Raw genomic sequence first — 15,885 nt, 5'->3', positions numbered from 1 at the left:
TATAATTATCGTTGGCCACGCCGTTAGAAAAGTACCCCGAACCGCACTCAATTCAGGATCGGCACAATGCGCGAGATTTCCGCCAAAATTATTGATGCAACCCATCTGGAACTAAGCCAGCCACTTAATGCTTCGCCTGGTGATGTGATTAAAATCTCGGTCCCCATTGACTCCAAAGAAGAAATATCCGTTTGGCGTGAAACGGCGATGAAGCGTTTGCTCAATGCTTATGCCGACGAGGACGCTGTGTATGACGAACTTTGAGTTCGGCGCGGTTGTTCTTCATCTTGAGCGTGCAAAAAATCGGGCAGCCCGACGCCGGAGGAGGCAGCGCCGAACCGCCCGATGGCAGTGAACTAGCAGTGGTCAATTGTCGGTGGTCGGTGATCCGTGATGCAAATGCGCTCCGCTGGCGCGTCGCGGCTAAACGGTCGGCAGCAGTTCACATAGTTATGGTGCGCTATTCTTCTACCACGGCCCGCGGATGTAATACACGCCGAATTGTTGCGTGTCGCTGGGATTATTCGGCGTCGGGGTAAACAAGCCGCCGGCCCCACCGTAACCTGGATAAGGCCGCGCAAACTGGTGATAAATGGGCGCAACCCGGGTCCCGCCCACGCCCCAGCCGTAGTTCGCTTGAAACTCGGCATTCGGCGGCGCCACCAGCGCAATTGGCTCGCCCCAATACGGGTCGTAAAATCCATTGTGCCAGGGCAACACTTGCGCCTGCCGGTAAGCATAATTCTGCGGCTGCTCCGCCTGCATGGTGCTCACGCAAAGCGCACACACAACCAGCGTCATCGCCGCGCAGCTAAAAATCCGTTTCATAACAAATTCTCCTCAATTGCAAATCATCATTTATTGTTCATCGTTCAACATTCCCATTGGTCATGGGTGCTTGCTCATTGGTCATTGGTGCTTGGAAATTGGACATTCATTCGTCATTCGTGCTTCGTCATTTTTTCTGCCCTTACCACCAACAGATGTAGGCTTTCGTCACGCCGGCGTATGGCCCGTTGTCGCGGTAGTACGTCCGATGATGCCGGTACAAAAACTCGTGCGGATCCAGCGGTTGATACGTAATGTACGTCTGGCCTACCAGCGGGGGCGTAGGGCGCGGGCAAGGATACAACTCCGCGCCGATCGTACCCGGGTAGCAACTGCTGGCCGTCGGCGGCACATAGTAGTTGTAAAACAAATCGGGCCGCGAGTACGGACCGCAATAATCCTGCGCCCGCGCGATTTGGTGGTTCATCAACACCGACACAAACACGGCGGCCGCGGCAATGGCCACGACCCGCAACCTGCGCATGGTCAAATGGGAATTCATCTTTCATCTCCTCCTGAAAACAGAACAAGAAACCAGCAGATGGGAATTCGTTGCCGCTGCGCCGCAACGCGCGCCATCGCATGCCAGGCTAGGGCGCGCAGAAAAGTTCGGCGGAGCGAAAACGAAATTTTCGGTGGGAACTTACTGGGTAGAAACCAACACGGCGGGAAAACTCAGACGGGAACCAACACGGCGGGACGTTCGAGCGAATAAATTAACGGCGGACCGGCCCGTTCGTCCACACAGCCGTCGGCTGCACGAGACAACTGGCCACGGACCACCGTCTACTCTCTTCTGTCCACTTCTTCGGCTTACGCCGCCGGTGCGGGTGAATCTTTATTTGCCGGATGTGCCACATCGTCCTGGCAAACCGGCCATGATGAAAACTCGACTAGAGATCGCACCCTACGACCGGTATAATTTCCCTAGTTTCCCGGTTCATTAAGCTCACGCACGCCAGGACTAATCAGGACGTAACATCTGGTAGCCACGGGGGATACATCACTTGATTCGCGCCCAAGCAAAATCGTCACGGCGGGCTAAAACCGCCGGTCCATCCACAAAAGGGGGTCGCCGTGCAGCCCATTCCGATACGGGTGGGCCGACAGGCAACGGGGAAGCCGCCCACGGGAAAACCGCCACGGAAGAAGCCGCTGCCAAAGCTGCTTCCAACGGCGCTGCCGACAAGGCGCCGCACGACGGGGCACACATGGACGAAACGGAGCATGCGGGCGGATCAAAGCGCCGCCATCGGGCCACCGCCCAATCGATGGCCGCCGCCCAGCGCGATATTTCCGTCAGCGAGTTCTTCGCCAAAAATCGTCACTTGCTGGGCTTCGATAATCCCCGCAAGGCGCTTCTGACCGCGGTCAAAGAAGCCGTCGACAATTCGCTCGACGCCTGCGAGGAAGCGGGCATTTTGCCTGAGCTGTGGGTCCACATCGAGCAAACCGGCGACAACCGGTACAAAATTGGCGTGCAAGACAACGGCCCCGGCATCGTCAAAAAACAAATTCCTTTGATCTTCGGCAAGCTGCTGTACGGCTCCAAATTTCATCGCTTGCGCATGAGCCGGGGGCAGCAAGGCATTGGCATCAGCGCGGCCGGCATGTACGGCGTGCTGACGACCGGCAAGCCGGTGAAAATTATCTCGAAGATCGGCAAGAAATCGCCGGCCCATTATTACGAAATTCAAATCAACACCAAAAACAATAAGCCGGAAATTTTGAACGGCCACGGCGAAGGGGTAGACATTCCGGCCGGCGAAAAAGGGAAAGCCCTCATCGAAAAGCACGGCATCGAGTGGATCGCTGTGCACGACGGCGACAAAGAAGTCGTTCACGGCACCCGCGTCACCATCGAGCTGGAAGGCGCCTACAAGCGCGGCCGCGGCAGCGTGGAGGAATATCTGGAGCAAACGGCCATCGCCAATCCGCACCTGCGGCTGCACTACAAGGACCCCGAAAGCAACGAGCGTGAATTCGCCCGCTCCACGCACCATCTGCCGCCGGAGCCCAAGGAAATTAAGCCGCATCCCTACGGCGTTGAGTTGGGCCGCCTGATCACCATGATGAAAGACGCGTCGCCGGGGACCATTTCGCAGTTCCTGACACAGAACTTTTCCCGCGTCAGCCCCGGCGTGGCCCGCAAAATTTGCGAAACGGCCAAGCTGAGCACGCGCGGCAATGTGCATCGTATTGGCCGGCACGAAGCCGATGCGCTGTATCAGGCCATCCAGCAAACCAAAATCTCCTCTCCGTCGACCGATTGCATTTCGCCGATTGGCGAAGAACATTTGTTGAAAAGCTTGCACCAAGTGGTGCCGGGCGAATTTTACGCCGCCGCCACCCGGCCGCCGGCGGTCTACCGCGGCAATCCGTTTCTCATTGAGGCCGCCGTGGCCTACGGGGGGGCGCCCATCGGTCAGCGCGTCTCGCTGGAAGTGCTTGCCGAATTGCTCTCGCAAAGCGATGCCCGCACCCTGCGGCAATTCCTCGTGAGCACCTTTGCCGGACTGGGAAGCGAGGCGGCGGACAAAATTCTGGAAGAATCGAAACTCGGCACACGGCAATCGCCCGGCCGGCTGAAGAAAGACGAACTGGCCGCCCTGCACACCGCCATGCACAATGTGAACCTGGAAGACGGCCAAACCATGACGGTTCTGCGCTACGCCAACCGGGTGCCGCTGCAATTCCAGCACGCCGCGTGCGCCATAACGCAAACCATTATGAGCACCAACTGGCGCGCGTACGGCCTACAGCAATCGCGCAATTCGCTGCCCAGCGGGCCGATTACCATCATGGTGCACATGGCCAGCGTCTGGGTTCCGTTCACCAGCGAATCGAAGGAAGCCATCGCCGGCTACCCGGAAATTCAAAAAGAAATTCGCCTCGCGCTGCAGGCCGTGGGGCGCAAATTGGGCATGTACCTGCGGCGCCGCATCCGCGTAAAGCAGGAAGGTGAACGCCGCAACATTTTCCTGCGTTACCTGGGCGAAGTGGCCACGGCCGTGGGCGAAATCAACCGCACCAACATCAAATTGTTGTACGAAAAACTGCTGGCCGTGGCGAAAAAGAAAACCGCCCAAGCCGACGTGGTGCTGGGCGAAGATGGCAAACCGATTGAACCAGATGCCGATGCCCATGATTACGGCGGCAGCGTGCTGATCGTGGACAACCACGCCACCCAAACACCGGTCGCCAACACACAGCCTGCGTTTGCTAAACCGCAAGCGGAGAACCGAATCTCCTGAACCCCGAACCCTATACCTTCTTTCATGGCCAAACGTTCCCGCAAATCTGCTGCCGCCAACGGTTCCGCCGCTGCCACACTCACCCCGCGCGATAAAAAGACGCTGGGCGTGCTGAAAGAGATGGCCAACGACGTGGTGCATGCCGCGGAGAAAAAGCGCGATCCGTATCTGGACATCCCGGCCCGCAACTTGTCCAACGTTAAATACAACCGGGTGAAGCGGTTCATCGAAATGGGCAGCGCCAAAAATCGGCGGCAACTGTTTAATCTGTCGCAAGCCAAAAGCTACATGCAAACCATGCTCGTGGCCAGCGGCTGCAAAAAACTTATCGATCAGGCCAAGACCACCAGCCTGCGAGGCATGTTTTACCTGCTGAAGCACACCATCGAAGGCACCAAAGAGGAAACCTTTTCCGATCAGAACGAATGCGACCCGGTGATTGAAGACCTGGAAGTTACGCTGAACAGCCTGCGCGAAGAGCTGCACCTGTACGCCCAAAAGCGCGGGGACATGGTCGGCCCCATCACGCTGGTCGACAGCGGCGACGAAATCGATTGCACGCGGATGGGCTCCGGCGGCTACGGCATTCCGTCGATCGTCGAGCCGGAGCGGATCGAATTCAAAAAATGCGACGCGAAATTCATTTTGCACGTGGAAAAAGACACCGTCTGGCAGCGCTTCAACGAAGATAAATTCTGGCGCAAGCACAAGTGCATTCTGACCCACGGGGCCGGCCAGCCCACGCGCGGCGTGCGCCGGCTGCTGTGCCGCCTGCACAACGAACTCAAGCTGCCGATTTATTGCCTGCTAGATAACGATCCCTGGGGCTATTACATTTACAGCGTGCTCAAGCAGGGCTCCATTAACCTGGCGTACGAAAGCAAGCGGATGGCCATTCCCGACGTGAAATTCATCGGGCTGCGCAGTATCGATTTCGACCGTTGCCAGCTTTCGGGCAGCGTGAAAATTGCGCTGAACGATTCCGACATTAAACGCGCCAAGCAAATCGCCAGCTATCCGTGGTTCGCCACCAAAAAACCGTGGCAAAAAGAAATCGAACGGATGCTGAAAAACGGCTTCAAGCTGGAAGTGGAATCGCTGATTTCCAAAGACATCAGCTACGTCACCGAAACGTATGTGCCCGAGCGGCTGAAAGAAGGCGACTGGCTGGATTAGCCCGCCCACGTCGCAGCCGCGGTTCAAAACTCCACTTCCATTCCGTCGCGTGCAATTTCCGCCTCTGGAAAAATGTCCAATATCTTGCGCAGGCCGATGGGGTCTTCTTCCTCGCGCAGCGGGTTCAAGTGGGTCAGCAGCAATCGACCCACCCGCGCGGCCTTCGCCGCCTGCGCCACGGGCGTGGCGCAACTGTGCCCGGTGAGCTGGGCCGTTTTTTCCAAGCCGTCGGGATAATAACATTCGTGAACCAGCACATCGACGCCGCGAATGGCATCGATGTACGAGGCGCACGCCCCCGGCGTATTGGTGTCGGTCACGTACGCCAGCGAATGCTCGGGCCAATTCAGCCGCAGGCCGATCGAGCCCCCCGGATGCGACAGCGGAAAATACCGCAGCGTGCCGCCGTCCGTCAGTGGTGCATCTTGAACCAACGGCCGCATCTCGTACGGCAGCTTCACCGGAAAAATCTGCTCGTTCAGCAAGTGTTGGTCAATGGCCGCCAGTTTGTCCGGCAGCGCGTGAATCGTGACCCGCTCCATCGGCTTGTCGGCCAATACATCGAACAAATAAGTCAGACCCGTCACATGGTCCAGATGGGCGTGCGTCAAGTAAATGTCCAACTGCGGCGTCGCCAAATGTTTTCGCACGCGGAACATGGCGGTTCCCGCATCCAGCACGATGCCCTGTTCCGGCAGCATCAAGCAGGCCGTATGGCGATGCTCCGTGGGATGATACCCGGCGGTTCCCAACAGATGCAGCTTCATATGCCGCGCCGAGACAGAGAAATGTAGGAAGTAGGAAGTCGGAGTTTGGACTGCGGTGGATGCAGGCTCGCTGCTCAAATCATACCGCATCCATCCGACTTTCTACATCCCTTGCCTTACCGCTGCGGCAACAGATGGTCCAGCACGTTGTTCAACCCGTTTTCCACCGCCGCCCGGGGAATCGTTTCCAACAGCTTGGCCGTCACGCGGGTGTCGAATTTGGGGTCTTTCAAATTGCCCACGATCGGCACGGTAATCATCGGCTCTTTGAGCGCCGCCAACGGGCTGTTGCGCTGCCGGATCCATTCATCTTTGAGCGGCACTTCGACGACAAGATTGACCGATTCGTCCAATCCGACCCAGCCGCGGGTGCGCATGGTCACTTGGCCCACTTGCATCGACAAGCCTTGATGATACACCCGGCCATCGACCAGGTGGAAATCAACTTTCTGATCGTCAATTTTGAGCAGTGCCGTCTCGCCGCTCAAACCCCCCGTGGGCAATCGACCTTGCACCAGGGCCTCCACTTGCTGGCCAATCACCACAAACGGCCGAAACAGCGGCCCGGGCGTCACGCTCATGTTTTGCACAATCAGCCGGCCGCCAATGTCCGCTTTTTTCGGATCGTCCAGCGGCACGTGCGCACCGTCCAATTCCACCGAAAAGCTGCCTTCGGTGCGCGCCGAACCGGACACCATGGGCGCGATGAATTTAATCCACGATTCGTTCAGCTCTTCGGAAACTTGCACGTTGCTTAAAATGGTTCCTTTGCCCAACACCAATTCCGGCGGACCCGGCGATAAATGCAGCACCGGCGTCACGCTTAATTGGCCGGAACTGTGCTGACCCACCAGGACGGTTTCAATCGGCTTGAGCTCCACCGTGCCGTTTTCCAAATGCGCATTCACGTCGATAGGCCCTGTCTGCAGGCCGTAAAATTGGGCCTGCGTCCAGCCCAGCGATGCATCGGCCGAAAGCCCGCGCAAAGATGCCAGTGGATCTGCCTGTCCTCCGGTTGGCATGGCGCTGGTTGTCTGCCCGTTCGCGCCTGCCGCACCTGCGGCAGAAACCGCCACGGCCATGGTTTTGTCTTTCATCGCCAGCGGACCGTGCACGGCAAAGTTCCGCGATTCCCGGCCGGCCAGCGCCACCCGATCTCCCAAATATGGCCGCAACAACGGCCCCAACACCGCCCAGTCGTAATCGATTTTTCCCGCCAGGTCGACATTTTGCTGCGTGCTTAAGGCGTCAATTTTTCCTGCTGCGTGCAAATCCAGCGCCTGCGAAATTACATCCAGCGAGGTCAACTGCACGCTGTCCGCGGCGCCATCCAACCGGCCGGCGGCCGCCAGCGTCAATTTGTTTTCCTGCCACACCAGTTGCGGCATTTGCGCGGCGGCTTCTCGCAATCCATTGGGCGATTTCGCGGACGAATCCGGACTTACATACACGGCGAACTGATCGATTGCCGCGTCCAGCTTCCCGTTAATTCCCGCGCTGCCTCGGTCGACGTCGATGTTTCCAATCAACCGGCCCGCCAAAGCGTATTTCGGCGTCAGGCGCGGATCGTTCACCCAGCGGGAAAGCCGCGCCAAATCGGCCTGGTACGCCAAATTGCCTTGCATCACCAGCACGCCGTCGGATCGCAGCGTCGCCGTCGCCGCATCGGTTTGCAGCGAAACGGTGCTCGTCAGCAACGTTGTGCGGCTCAGCGTAAGTTGATTCCGCCCGAAGTCGTAACTTCCCGCCGCTTCCATCTGCACGACCGGCTCGTCAATGAACAAACTGTTCCAGCCCCAGGCGTGCAATCCATTCAACGTCGCCTTGGCTTGCTGAATTTCCAAGCCTTGATTGGAATAGGCGCCTTGCAGGGCCATCGTGGCCGCGCCGCTCAAATCCAGGCCTTGGATTCCCAACCACGCGGCAATTCGCGGCCACCAGCGCCCCAACTGCCCCTGCGCCTGAATCTCCACCGGCCAGCGATTGCTCGTCGACAATCCGTTTTCCCCTTGCAGCAACTTGGCTTCGATTTGTTCATGTGTGTTGGCGGCTGTGTTATCTACCGTGGCGGTGAATTGGGCCGCATCCAGCCGCTGCAATTTCGCCGCTCCCAGCGTCGCAAATGTCAAATTGCCAATGCTTCCGGCCGCCGTGGCCGACGCCGCCACCGCGTCTTCCTGCCACACGGGCTTGCCCGGCAAGGCAATTTGCAACCCTTGCAGCCGCATATCGCCGCTGGTTTGGAACTCACCGCTTAAGCCGTGCGACCACCGCAAATGGCCATCGCCTTTGCCTGCCAGCCGCAACGCGCCCAAATCGACAAACTGGCTCAGCTCGCTCATCAACTTATCCAAATCGCACTGCGCCTCAGCTTGAAATTGATCCAACGAGCCCTGGCCGGTCAGCGTCAAAAAGCTGGACGAGCAGTTCAATCCTTCAATCGAATAATTTCCCGCCGCATCGTGAACCGTGGCCTGTAATTGAATGGGCTGATCCCACGTCAAGTGGCGTCCTTGATAATCGCCGGCCAAATCGCTGGCCACAAATTGTCCGCTCCACGCTTGCCCGCCCGCCTCCGGTTTGCTCGCCAGCGTCAAACGCACCTGGCCCGAGGTAATTTGCGTCCCGGCCCGCACGTGCAATGTGCCCGGCAACTGCGCGGCCAGCTTTGCCAAATCGAGTTGCCCATCCACATTTAGCGCCGAACGGGCCAGCGTTCCCGCCGCATCGGCTTGCGGCGCTGCCGACGTGGCAATGCTGCCGCTCACATTCAATTGGCCGATTTCGCACGCCGCCCCCAATTGCTCGATGTCCACACTCCGTTCGCCTACAGTCAGCTTGCACGGCATATCGACATGAGCCAGCGCCAACCGATCGCTCCCGAGCGGCCCGCCGGTCACGCCCAGTTGGTCCAACCCCATGCTGCCGGAAATCTGAATTTGCGCCTTGGCCGCCGCTGCGCCGCCGCTGTTCTCCCTCTCTCCCTGGGAGAGGGTCGGGGTGAGGGTGCTGACTCCGTCCAATCGCAAATTCGTCGATAAGGTGCCACTCAATTGCACGCCCGGCGCTACGCGCTCGGCCAGTCCGCGAAACATGGCCAAGGGGAGCGCGTCGATTTTCGCTTGGAAGTGGTCGCACCCGCCGCTGGCCGCCGGCGCGCTGGTTACCGCCAGTTGGGCAAGCCGCCCATCGACAGGCACTTCCGCCGTCACCGAGAGTTCGGTCGGTAAAGAACTTTCCGGCGACATCCGCAGGTGCAAATTGAACTTGTCGATCTCCCATTTTTGGCCGCTGGTGGCATCCAGCACGTGCATCGTGCCGTCCACAATTTCAGCCGTCACCGCCGGCAGCCGTGTTCCCTTCCCCGTCTCGGGCGTCGCTTGCGCCTCGGGTTTGGCCTCCGCGCCGCTATACTCTGTCCCCTTGATAAACAGATCTTCCAAATTGCTGCCGTCCGCCCGCAGCGCCGCATTCACCTGCGGCCGCTCCACGCGGAACGTTCCCAAATCGTTCAAGTTCGAAAGCAATCCGACCAACGATTTATCGCTGGCTACTTTCGCCAGCGACACCAGTAGCTCGCCGCGCTCGTTGCGGATTTCGATATTCGTGTATTCCAGCGGCGCAAACCACGACAGCGATGCTCCTCCCGCCTGCACCGTGCCGTGCAGGTTCCGCAGCGCCAACCGCAACGGAATGTCGCGCAGCGTCGTCTTGCTGATCACCGTCGGCAGCACCAGCACCACAATAATGAGCAGCGTCAGTCCCAACACCAGCCGCTTCAGCCAGCGGCGCTTTTTCGGGACCTGATAGGCGCGCGCCCGCACCGGCTCGTAACTTCCCTGCCGCCGTGTGCGCCGTTGCGAAACGCTAGCCATCGTTTGGCCCTCCCTGGCCAAATTTTCAATCGCAATTTCCCATTTAGACCCTGGTGAAAACACCAGGGGCAATCCGCGCTTTGAAACAAAAAAGGCCGCGAATTCTAAAGCTTTCCTGCCCCCACTGCCAGACCGAATCGACCCCAAAATTCAGCCCATTTCGCGTAATTTCCACCCGCCGCCGGTTTTCCTTCTCGGGGCATCGGGCCATTGGATGATCGACCCCGGCTGATCGCAGCGGCGGCCAATCGAAAACAATGCAAAACCAACGTAAAGTCGCCAACTTTTGCAGTAAAGAGTGGGGACCGTGTTGCGCGGAAAATTCAAGTTGTTGTGGCCGTTCGACATCGGTCAATTGCCCCTTCACCGGCGCAAGACAAAAGTCCCCGCCACAACTTCGCCGGCTGCTCGCCCGCAAACCTCGGCCCACTTATGATGAGACGATGAGCCCCTATCCGCAATTCTTCCGACTTCGCCAAAAATTCGAGCGCCCCACAGTCGCCGACATCCCCGGCGAAACCCAGCGGCAACTGGCCCGGCTGAAACTTCATGAAAAAATCAAACCCGGCCAAACCGTCGCCCTCACCGCCGGGAGCCGCGGCATTGCGAACATCGCACAGATCATCCGGACCACCGTCGAGCATTTGAAAAGCCTGGGCGCCAGCCCCTTCATTGTGCCGGCCATGGGCAGCCACGGCGGCGGCACGGCGCAGGGCCAACTGCAGGTGCTCCACGATTACGGCATCACCGAAGAATATTGCGGTTGTCCCCTCCGCGCCAGCATGGAAACCGAAATCATCGGCCAGGCCCCCGAGGGTTTTCCGATTCATGTCGATCGTTACGCCTGCCAGGCCGATCACGTGGTGCTGTGCGGCCGCATCAAGCCGCATACCGATTTCACCGGCGACATCGAAAGCGGCCTAATGAAAATGATGTTGCTGGGCCTGGGCAAGCACGCCGGAGCCAAAATTTATCATCGGGCCTTCCAAGATTTCAGCTTCGGTCAAATTGTCCGTAGCGTCGCAACGCTAGTGCTCCAGCGCTGCCGCATTGTGGCGGGCCTGGCGGTGGTAGAAAACGCTTACGACGAAACCGCGCTCATCGAAGCCATTCCGCCGCAAGACATCGAGCAGCGCGAAAAGCAATTGCTCGTGCTGGCCAAACAGTGGATGCCGCGCCTACCGTTTCAGCACGTCGATATTCTCATCATCGACGAAATGGGCAAAGACATCAGCGGCGCCGGCATCGACACCAACGTGGTGGGCCGCAAACAATACGCCAGCAAAGCCGCCGGCGACGAGTTTCCCAAGGTGCGGCGGATTATGGTCCGCAATCTTACGCCGGCCTCGCACGGCAACGCCGTCGGCATCGGCATGGTGGAATTCTGCACCACCGGCTTGCTTGCGCAGCACGATCAACACGCCACCTGGACCAACATTTTAACCAGCGGCAATCTGCCGATGGTCAAATATCCGCTGCACTACGATACCGACCGGGAAATGCTGGACGCGGCGCTGCCCACGATCGGCCTTACCGAGCCGGCGCAGGCCAAAATGCTGTGGATTAAAAATACGCTGCGCCTGGCCGAAGTCGAATGCTCGGCCGCTTATTTGGCGGAAGCCCGGGCCCGGGCCGATTTAGAAATACTCACTCCGCCGCGCGATTTGCCGCTGGATGCCGCCGGCAACCTGCCGCCATTCGCCCCTGCCACCACTGACCACGGCTCGACTGAGCTCGCCGAAGACTGACCACCGAGCAACAACCACTGACCACTAACTCAGCCTTACCAGCGGCATCCCAACCCGACATGAGCACCTTGATAGAACACATGCCCGCCTTTGTCCAAGCCTGTGCCGCTGCTGGTCGTGTCGGTAAAGTCCAATTGATCGGGCGCCAGCGCCACGCCGTCCACCCACATCACGTTGTAGCCTCCCATCAAAGTCCAATTGGGGCATAAGCGAATTCCGACGTTGCTTCCCAGGTCGCCGACAAAGGCCCACACGCCGGTGTGATGCCCGGTATCGGTATCGCGAATGACCGTGGCGTCGGTCACCACTTGCTCTTGTCCGACCGAGTTGCCGAAGGCACCCGCTTTGGCCGTTACATCCCACTCAAACCAATTGCAACAATGTCGCCAACGTGCGCCAATCTGACCGCCGGCCAAATCATTGTCCGTGCTAATGTCGTAGGCGCTGCTGCCGGATCCGGTGACGGTCGAGGTAATGTCGAACTTTTCGTCCAAATGAAAGTAGCGGAACCCGACCATCCACATGAAATCGGGACAACCGTGGTGCCAAAAATAGTTGAGTTCCGCGTCATCGACCTGACTGTTGTAATTCACGTGCACCAGGCTAGCGCCGTTAAAAAACCCGGTCGTGCCCAAGTCGCCCGGCAGGCTAAGATTGGCAGCTCCCGTTGCCGTTTGCGCGGAGTTCCAATCGTACAGACCGAAGTACGAAAGCTCCCAGGCGTCCATTTTCGTGGGACGGTAACCCAACACAAAACTGGGACCCGTGATCCAAGCGAAATCAAAATCGCCCGTGCCCAGCGCGGTTGTGGAGGTGGTGGTGTTTTCCACGACGGTTTGATTGCGCGCTTCGTTGTCCCGCGTCAGCACCAAGGCGCCGGCCGTAAAGTACCAATCGGGCGGCGGCACGCAGGGTCCGCAGCCGCAATTGCATCCGCAACCACTCCCCTGCCCTTGCCCATCGGTGGCGCAAGTTCCGTAAGGATATGGCCCGCAACCGGCGTTGCAGCACTTGTGATTGCTGAATATCCAGCAATCGTCCTCATGGAAAATCCAACTGTGGCAGAAATCGACGCAGCCGTTGCTGCAATCGGGGTACGGTTTGCACAGGCAGCAAGCCAGCCGCTGCAAAAAGCAAGAACCGTTCGGATCGTGCGTGCTGCACGTGCCCGGCTGCCAGCCGCCGCATGTGCGGCAAGAGTTGGAACCGTCCGGGGAGTACCCGCCGCCACAGCCGCAACCCGATGGATTGGAGTAAGTCACGTCGGGGGGCGGGCTGTCGGTAATGGTCGGCATCGAGCCCGACGAATTGCCCTCCGGTGTCGAATTGGAAAGTTCCGCGGGAGTTGTTGGCACAGCGTCGGCTCGCACATAGGCAATTCGTGGTGTCATCACGACAGGTGCGGGCGAAGCCATCACCGAAGGTGACTGTGTACTAACTTGCGGATCGACAATTTCAGCAGCCGGCGGCGGACCCGAAGCGTCGGACTTCGAATTCGATAATTCTCGGAAAGCCGCTTGGATGGGCCGCCACGGACTGGGTTTGGCAGGCGTCGCATTGGCGGGCGCGGCAGCCGCCGGAGCAATGCCAGGCGTTGCTGGCGATGGGCCACCCGGAAAATTGTTGGAAGGCAAAGCCTGCGGCGGATTCGTCATCGCCGGCTGGCTAAAGACATCGATCGGTCGCGGCGAAGCAGATGTCCCGCTCGGCAATGCCGTTGGGGTTACCGTCGGCAAGCCGATCACACCCGGTGCGGTATACGTGTTCGGCAAGTTGGCAGCGTTTTGCGCTGCAGTATATGTATTCGGCGTACTGGCTGCATTCGGCGGCGCAGTATATGTGGTCGGCATGCCGGGTGTGCTTGGCAAAGTTGTCGCGCTCGGCGTGGCTCCTGTGCCGGCGGAAGAAGAAAACGGAAATTTAAGCACCGGCGTCGTTGAAGTGCCCGGATTATTGGCGGCTTGGCCCGGGGAGGTGGTCGGCCATGCCGTGGAAACCGTTGGCGTGGCCACGACTGCTCCACGGGGAGCACCCCAATCAAAAGGCGCGGATGCCGGCTCTTGATAATTCAAGGTGTTGGCCGGACCGGAAATGGCGCGACTCAAGGGCGTCACATCCGGACCGAACGTCGGCGAAACGACGCCGTCGTCGGCGTGAAGTTGTTGGGCAACGCACAACGCCACGATGCAAACCAGGCACCGGCAGGCGCTCGCGCGGTACTCGCCCCAGAAGGGCTTTTTCATAGTCTTCCCCCAGAACTCGAACGATCAGCCCGGATTCGTAGCGCGATGCTGGGAGCGTACAATCCCCAACGTCGCCGCCATCTACATCGCGGCTACATTGGGAAACTTCGGAACAAGTCGGGCAGTCGGATGATTCCAAACAGCCTTCGTAGCAGTTAGAAACCCGCCACTCAGCAAATCTTTGTGAAGCTGTAGCGGTGGCAAAAAATGGTCGGCCGCTGGCACGGAAGAAGATGCTAGCAAACAGCGGCTAGCAACGAGCATCAGCAGGACGCCGTGCGCGACAAACAATGGCTTGCTAGCAGCGAGTCGCCAGCGCCGCCCGATTACCAGCGGGCCATTAAACCAGCGCTTGCGCCCTGCATAAAGAGGCTGCCGGTTTTATTGAGATGCGTGCCGCTGGTGGTGGTGTCGGTGAAATCGAGCTGGTTGGGGGCCAGCGCCACGCCGTCGACCCAAAATACCTGATAACCCCCGCGTAGAAACCAGTTTGGACTGAACTGATAATTTCCGTCGAAACCTAGTTCGCCGATAAACGCCACTTGTGCGCCGGAGGTGCTGACGTCGCGCAGCGGACTGCTGGGATCCACATCCACGACCAGTTGCGACGAGCGGACGGCGTTGCCGTAAACACCTGCTTTGCCCGTCAAATCGTAGGACCAATTGCCACAGGCCTGTTGCAGACGTGCACCGCCTTGCAGACCAAACAGATTGTTGTACGCATTCAAATTATAAAAGCCGGTGCCGTCCACGGCGTCGGTGGCGGTGATGCTAAACCGCTCGCCCAGATTGAAGTATCGAAATCCAATCAAGCACGAGATATTTCCATAACTGCGCAGTAAATTCAATTCGCCATCGTTCACTTCCGAATCGTAGGTTACGTTAATCTGATCCGCGCCGATAAACGCCAATCCGCCGCTCAAGGCCAAGTCGCCGGGCAAGTTCAAATCGTTGGCGCCCGTTCTGGTGAGCGAATCGTGGAAATTGAAAATTCCCCAGTAGGTCGCTTCGAAGGCGTACGTATTGTCAAACTCGTGGCCCAGCGTAATTCGCGGTCCAATCTCCCAATTAAAACCCAAATCTGCAGTACTCGCCAGAACGTTTGGATCCGTGGGGTTGGGCACATCGCTGGTTAAAATCAACGGCTTATTTCCCGCTTGCACATTCCGAGTGAAAAAAATGGCCTCCGCAATGGCGTAGCAACTTGTCGGATAAACCGGCGCCGGCGGGAGGGCAGGACCGAGCGTGGGCACCGTAGGAGGCGAAACGTACGCCGGCGGTGTGGGACCAGGCATCACCACAGCCCCAGGCTGTGTGGCCGGCGCAACCGCGGCGGGACTGGCCTCAGGAATCACCACGTACGGCTGAGCAGCAGGCGCAACCGGTTGCTGGGTGTAGTACGGCACCCGAGGCATCGGCTGCGGCAATAGGTATTGGCCGGAGGCGGATGTAATGGTTCCACTAAATACTGCCGGTCGCTGTGCCAAGCGATAGGGATCCCACGCATTGCCAGAGGATCCTAACAGCGGCGGGGGCCCAATGCTCTGGCCATAGGCCGCTGAAGGCGAGGGAAGTGTCGCCGCTGGAGTAACCAGGCTGGGAGCCACTGTCGTGCTGCTTGGAACGGCGGCGGTGTAAAACGCCGGTCCGGCTGTGTATGTCGTATACGCTGGCGGCGCGCTGGCGGTTGATGCGCCTGTGGCCGCACTCGAATCGGATGTACTGCCTGCGCCCGATAAACTGCTGAATGAATTGCCCGTGCCCCGGGCCACCCAAGTTGCACCATCGGGCAGAGCGTTGGACGAGCCGCCGCTGTCGGCGCTTGCCGAGGAAGCATCCGGGCCTTCGAATCGCACGCGCTGGGCTTGCGCAGCATCAGCCAGGAGCGCCAATGCAAAACCGGCGCACACCGCAAATCGGCAACAGCGTGAGCAGTTCACGAATTTACCTGAAAATCGAAATGCATCAGATCACTGCGGCGATACATCGGGCGA

At 59.0% G+C, this 15,885-nt stretch carries 10 protein-coding genes; 4 read left to right on the top strand and 6 right to left on the bottom strand.

Annotated features, from left to right (window positions below; genetic code table 11):
* The first annotated feature begins 66 nt into the window (after positions 1 to 66).
* Positions 67 to 264 carry a hypothetical protein gene (locus VMJ32_01945; protein ID HTQ37757.1) on the top strand — a complete coding sequence of 66 codons (198 nt, stop codon included), beginning with the start codon at positions 67 to 69 and terminating at the stop codon, positions 262 to 264.
* Positions 265 to 468: 204 nt separating this feature from the next.
* On the opposite strand, the gene VMJ32_01940 is transcribed toward VMJ32_01945, so the two are convergent.
* The gene (locus tag VMJ32_01940; GenBank protein HTQ37756.1) at positions 469 to 828 is read right to left on the bottom strand and encodes a hypothetical protein; all 360 of its coding nucleotides are present in this window, start codon (positions 826 to 828) and stop codon (positions 469 to 471) included.
* A gap of 142 nt (positions 829 to 970) precedes the next feature.
* Positions 971 to 1,330, bottom strand: a complete 360-nt coding sequence (locus VMJ32_01935; GenBank protein ID HTQ37755.1) for a hypothetical protein — start codon at positions 1,328 to 1,330, stop codon at positions 971 to 973.
* 505 nt (positions 1,331 to 1,835) lie between these two features.
* Here VMJ32_01935 and VMJ32_01930 point away from each other — a divergent pair.
* Positions 1,836 to 4,082 (top strand): DNA topoisomerase VI subunit B, encoded by a 2,247-nt coding sequence (locus VMJ32_01930; protein ID HTQ37754.1) that lies wholly within the window; start codon positions 1,836 to 1,838, stop codon positions 4,080 to 4,082.
* Positions 4,083 to 4,106: 24 nt separating this feature from the next.
* Positions 4,107 to 5,258, top strand: coding sequence for a DNA topoisomerase IV subunit A (locus VMJ32_01925; GenBank protein HTQ37753.1), 1,152 nt, complete (start codon positions 4,107 to 4,109; stop codon positions 5,256 to 5,258).
* A 23-nt stretch (positions 5,259 to 5,281) separates the two neighbouring features.
* On the opposite strand, the gene VMJ32_01920 is transcribed toward VMJ32_01925, so the two are convergent.
* Together VMJ32_01920 and VMJ32_01915 are read right to left on the bottom strand one after the other, a co-directional pair.
* Positions 5,282 to 6,025, bottom strand: a complete 744-nt coding sequence (locus tag VMJ32_01920) for an MBL fold metallo-hydrolase (protein HTQ37752.1) — start codon at positions 6,023 to 6,025, stop codon at positions 5,282 to 5,284.
* Between the two features lie 116 nt (positions 6,026 to 6,141).
* The gene (locus tag VMJ32_01915; GenBank protein ID HTQ37751.1) at positions 6,142 to 9,900 is read right to left on the bottom strand and encodes a hypothetical protein; all 3,759 of its coding nucleotides are present in this window, start codon (positions 9,898 to 9,900) and stop codon (positions 6,142 to 6,144) included.
* Between the two features lie 443 nt (positions 9,901 to 10,343).
* On the opposite strand from VMJ32_01915, the gene VMJ32_01910 reads away from it, so the two are divergent.
* Positions 10,344 to 11,648 carry a lactate racemase domain-containing protein gene (locus VMJ32_01910; GenBank protein HTQ37750.1) on the top strand — a complete coding sequence of 435 codons (1,305 nt, stop codon included), beginning with the start codon at positions 10,344 to 10,346 and terminating at the stop codon, positions 11,646 to 11,648.
* 35 nt (positions 11,649 to 11,683) lie between these two features.
* Here VMJ32_01910 and VMJ32_01905 read toward each other — a convergent pair whose 3' ends face one another.
* Together VMJ32_01905 and VMJ32_01900 are read right to left on the bottom strand one after the other, a co-directional pair.
* Positions 11,684 to 13,891 carry a BBP7 family outer membrane beta-barrel protein gene (locus tag VMJ32_01905; GenBank protein HTQ37749.1) on the bottom strand — a complete coding sequence of 736 codons (2,208 nt, stop codon included), beginning with the start codon at positions 13,889 to 13,891 and terminating at the stop codon, positions 11,684 to 11,686.
* A gap of 326 nt (positions 13,892 to 14,217) precedes the next feature.
* The gene (locus VMJ32_01900) at positions 14,218 to 15,783 is read right to left on the bottom strand and encodes a hypothetical protein (GenBank protein HTQ37748.1); all 1,566 of its coding nucleotides are present in this window, start codon (positions 15,781 to 15,783) and stop codon (positions 14,218 to 14,220) included.
* Positions 15,784 to 15,885: the final 102 nt, after the last annotated feature.

The sequence above is a fragment of the Pirellulales bacterium genome, assembly GCA_035499655.1.
In the GTDB taxonomy this organism is placed as follows: Bacteria; Planctomycetota; Planctomycetia; order Pirellulales; family JADZDJ01; genus DATJYL01.
The sequence above is the reverse complement of the archived record's forward strand: the minus strand, read 5'-3'. Positions and strand labels throughout refer to the sequence as shown.

What these genes read in the sequence shown, in the direction of transcription:
- VMJ32_01935 (HTQ37755.1), bottom strand. Translation starts at nt 1,330, where the DNA reads ATGAATTCCCATTTGACCATGCGCAGGTTGCGGGTCGTGGCCATTGCC.
- VMJ32_01925 (HTQ37753.1), top strand. Translation starts at nt 4,107, where the DNA reads ATGGCCAAACGTTCCCGCAAATCTGCTGCCGCCAACGGTTCCGCCGCT.
- VMJ32_01945 (HTQ37757.1), top strand. Translation starts at nt 67, where the DNA reads ATGCGCGAGATTTCCGCCAAAATTATTGATGCAACCCATCTGGAACTA.
- VMJ32_01920 (HTQ37752.1), bottom strand. Translation starts at nt 6,025, where the DNA reads ATGAAGCTGCATCTGTTGGGAACCGCCGGGTATCATCCCACGGAGCAT.
- VMJ32_01905 (HTQ37749.1), bottom strand. Translation starts at nt 13,891, where the DNA reads ATGAAAAAGCCCTTCTGGGGCGAGTACCGCGCGAGCGCCTGCCGGTGC.
- VMJ32_01915 (HTQ37751.1), bottom strand. Translation starts at nt 9,900, where the DNA reads ATGGCTAGCGTTTCGCAACGGCGCACACGGCGGCAGGGAAGTTACGAG.
- VMJ32_01910 (HTQ37750.1), top strand. Translation starts at nt 10,344, where the DNA reads ATGAGCCCCTATCCGCAATTCTTCCGACTTCGCCAAAAATTCGAGCGC.
- VMJ32_01940 (HTQ37756.1), bottom strand. Translation starts at nt 828, where the DNA reads ATGAAACGGATTTTTAGCTGCGCGGCGATGACGCTGGTTGTGTGTGCG.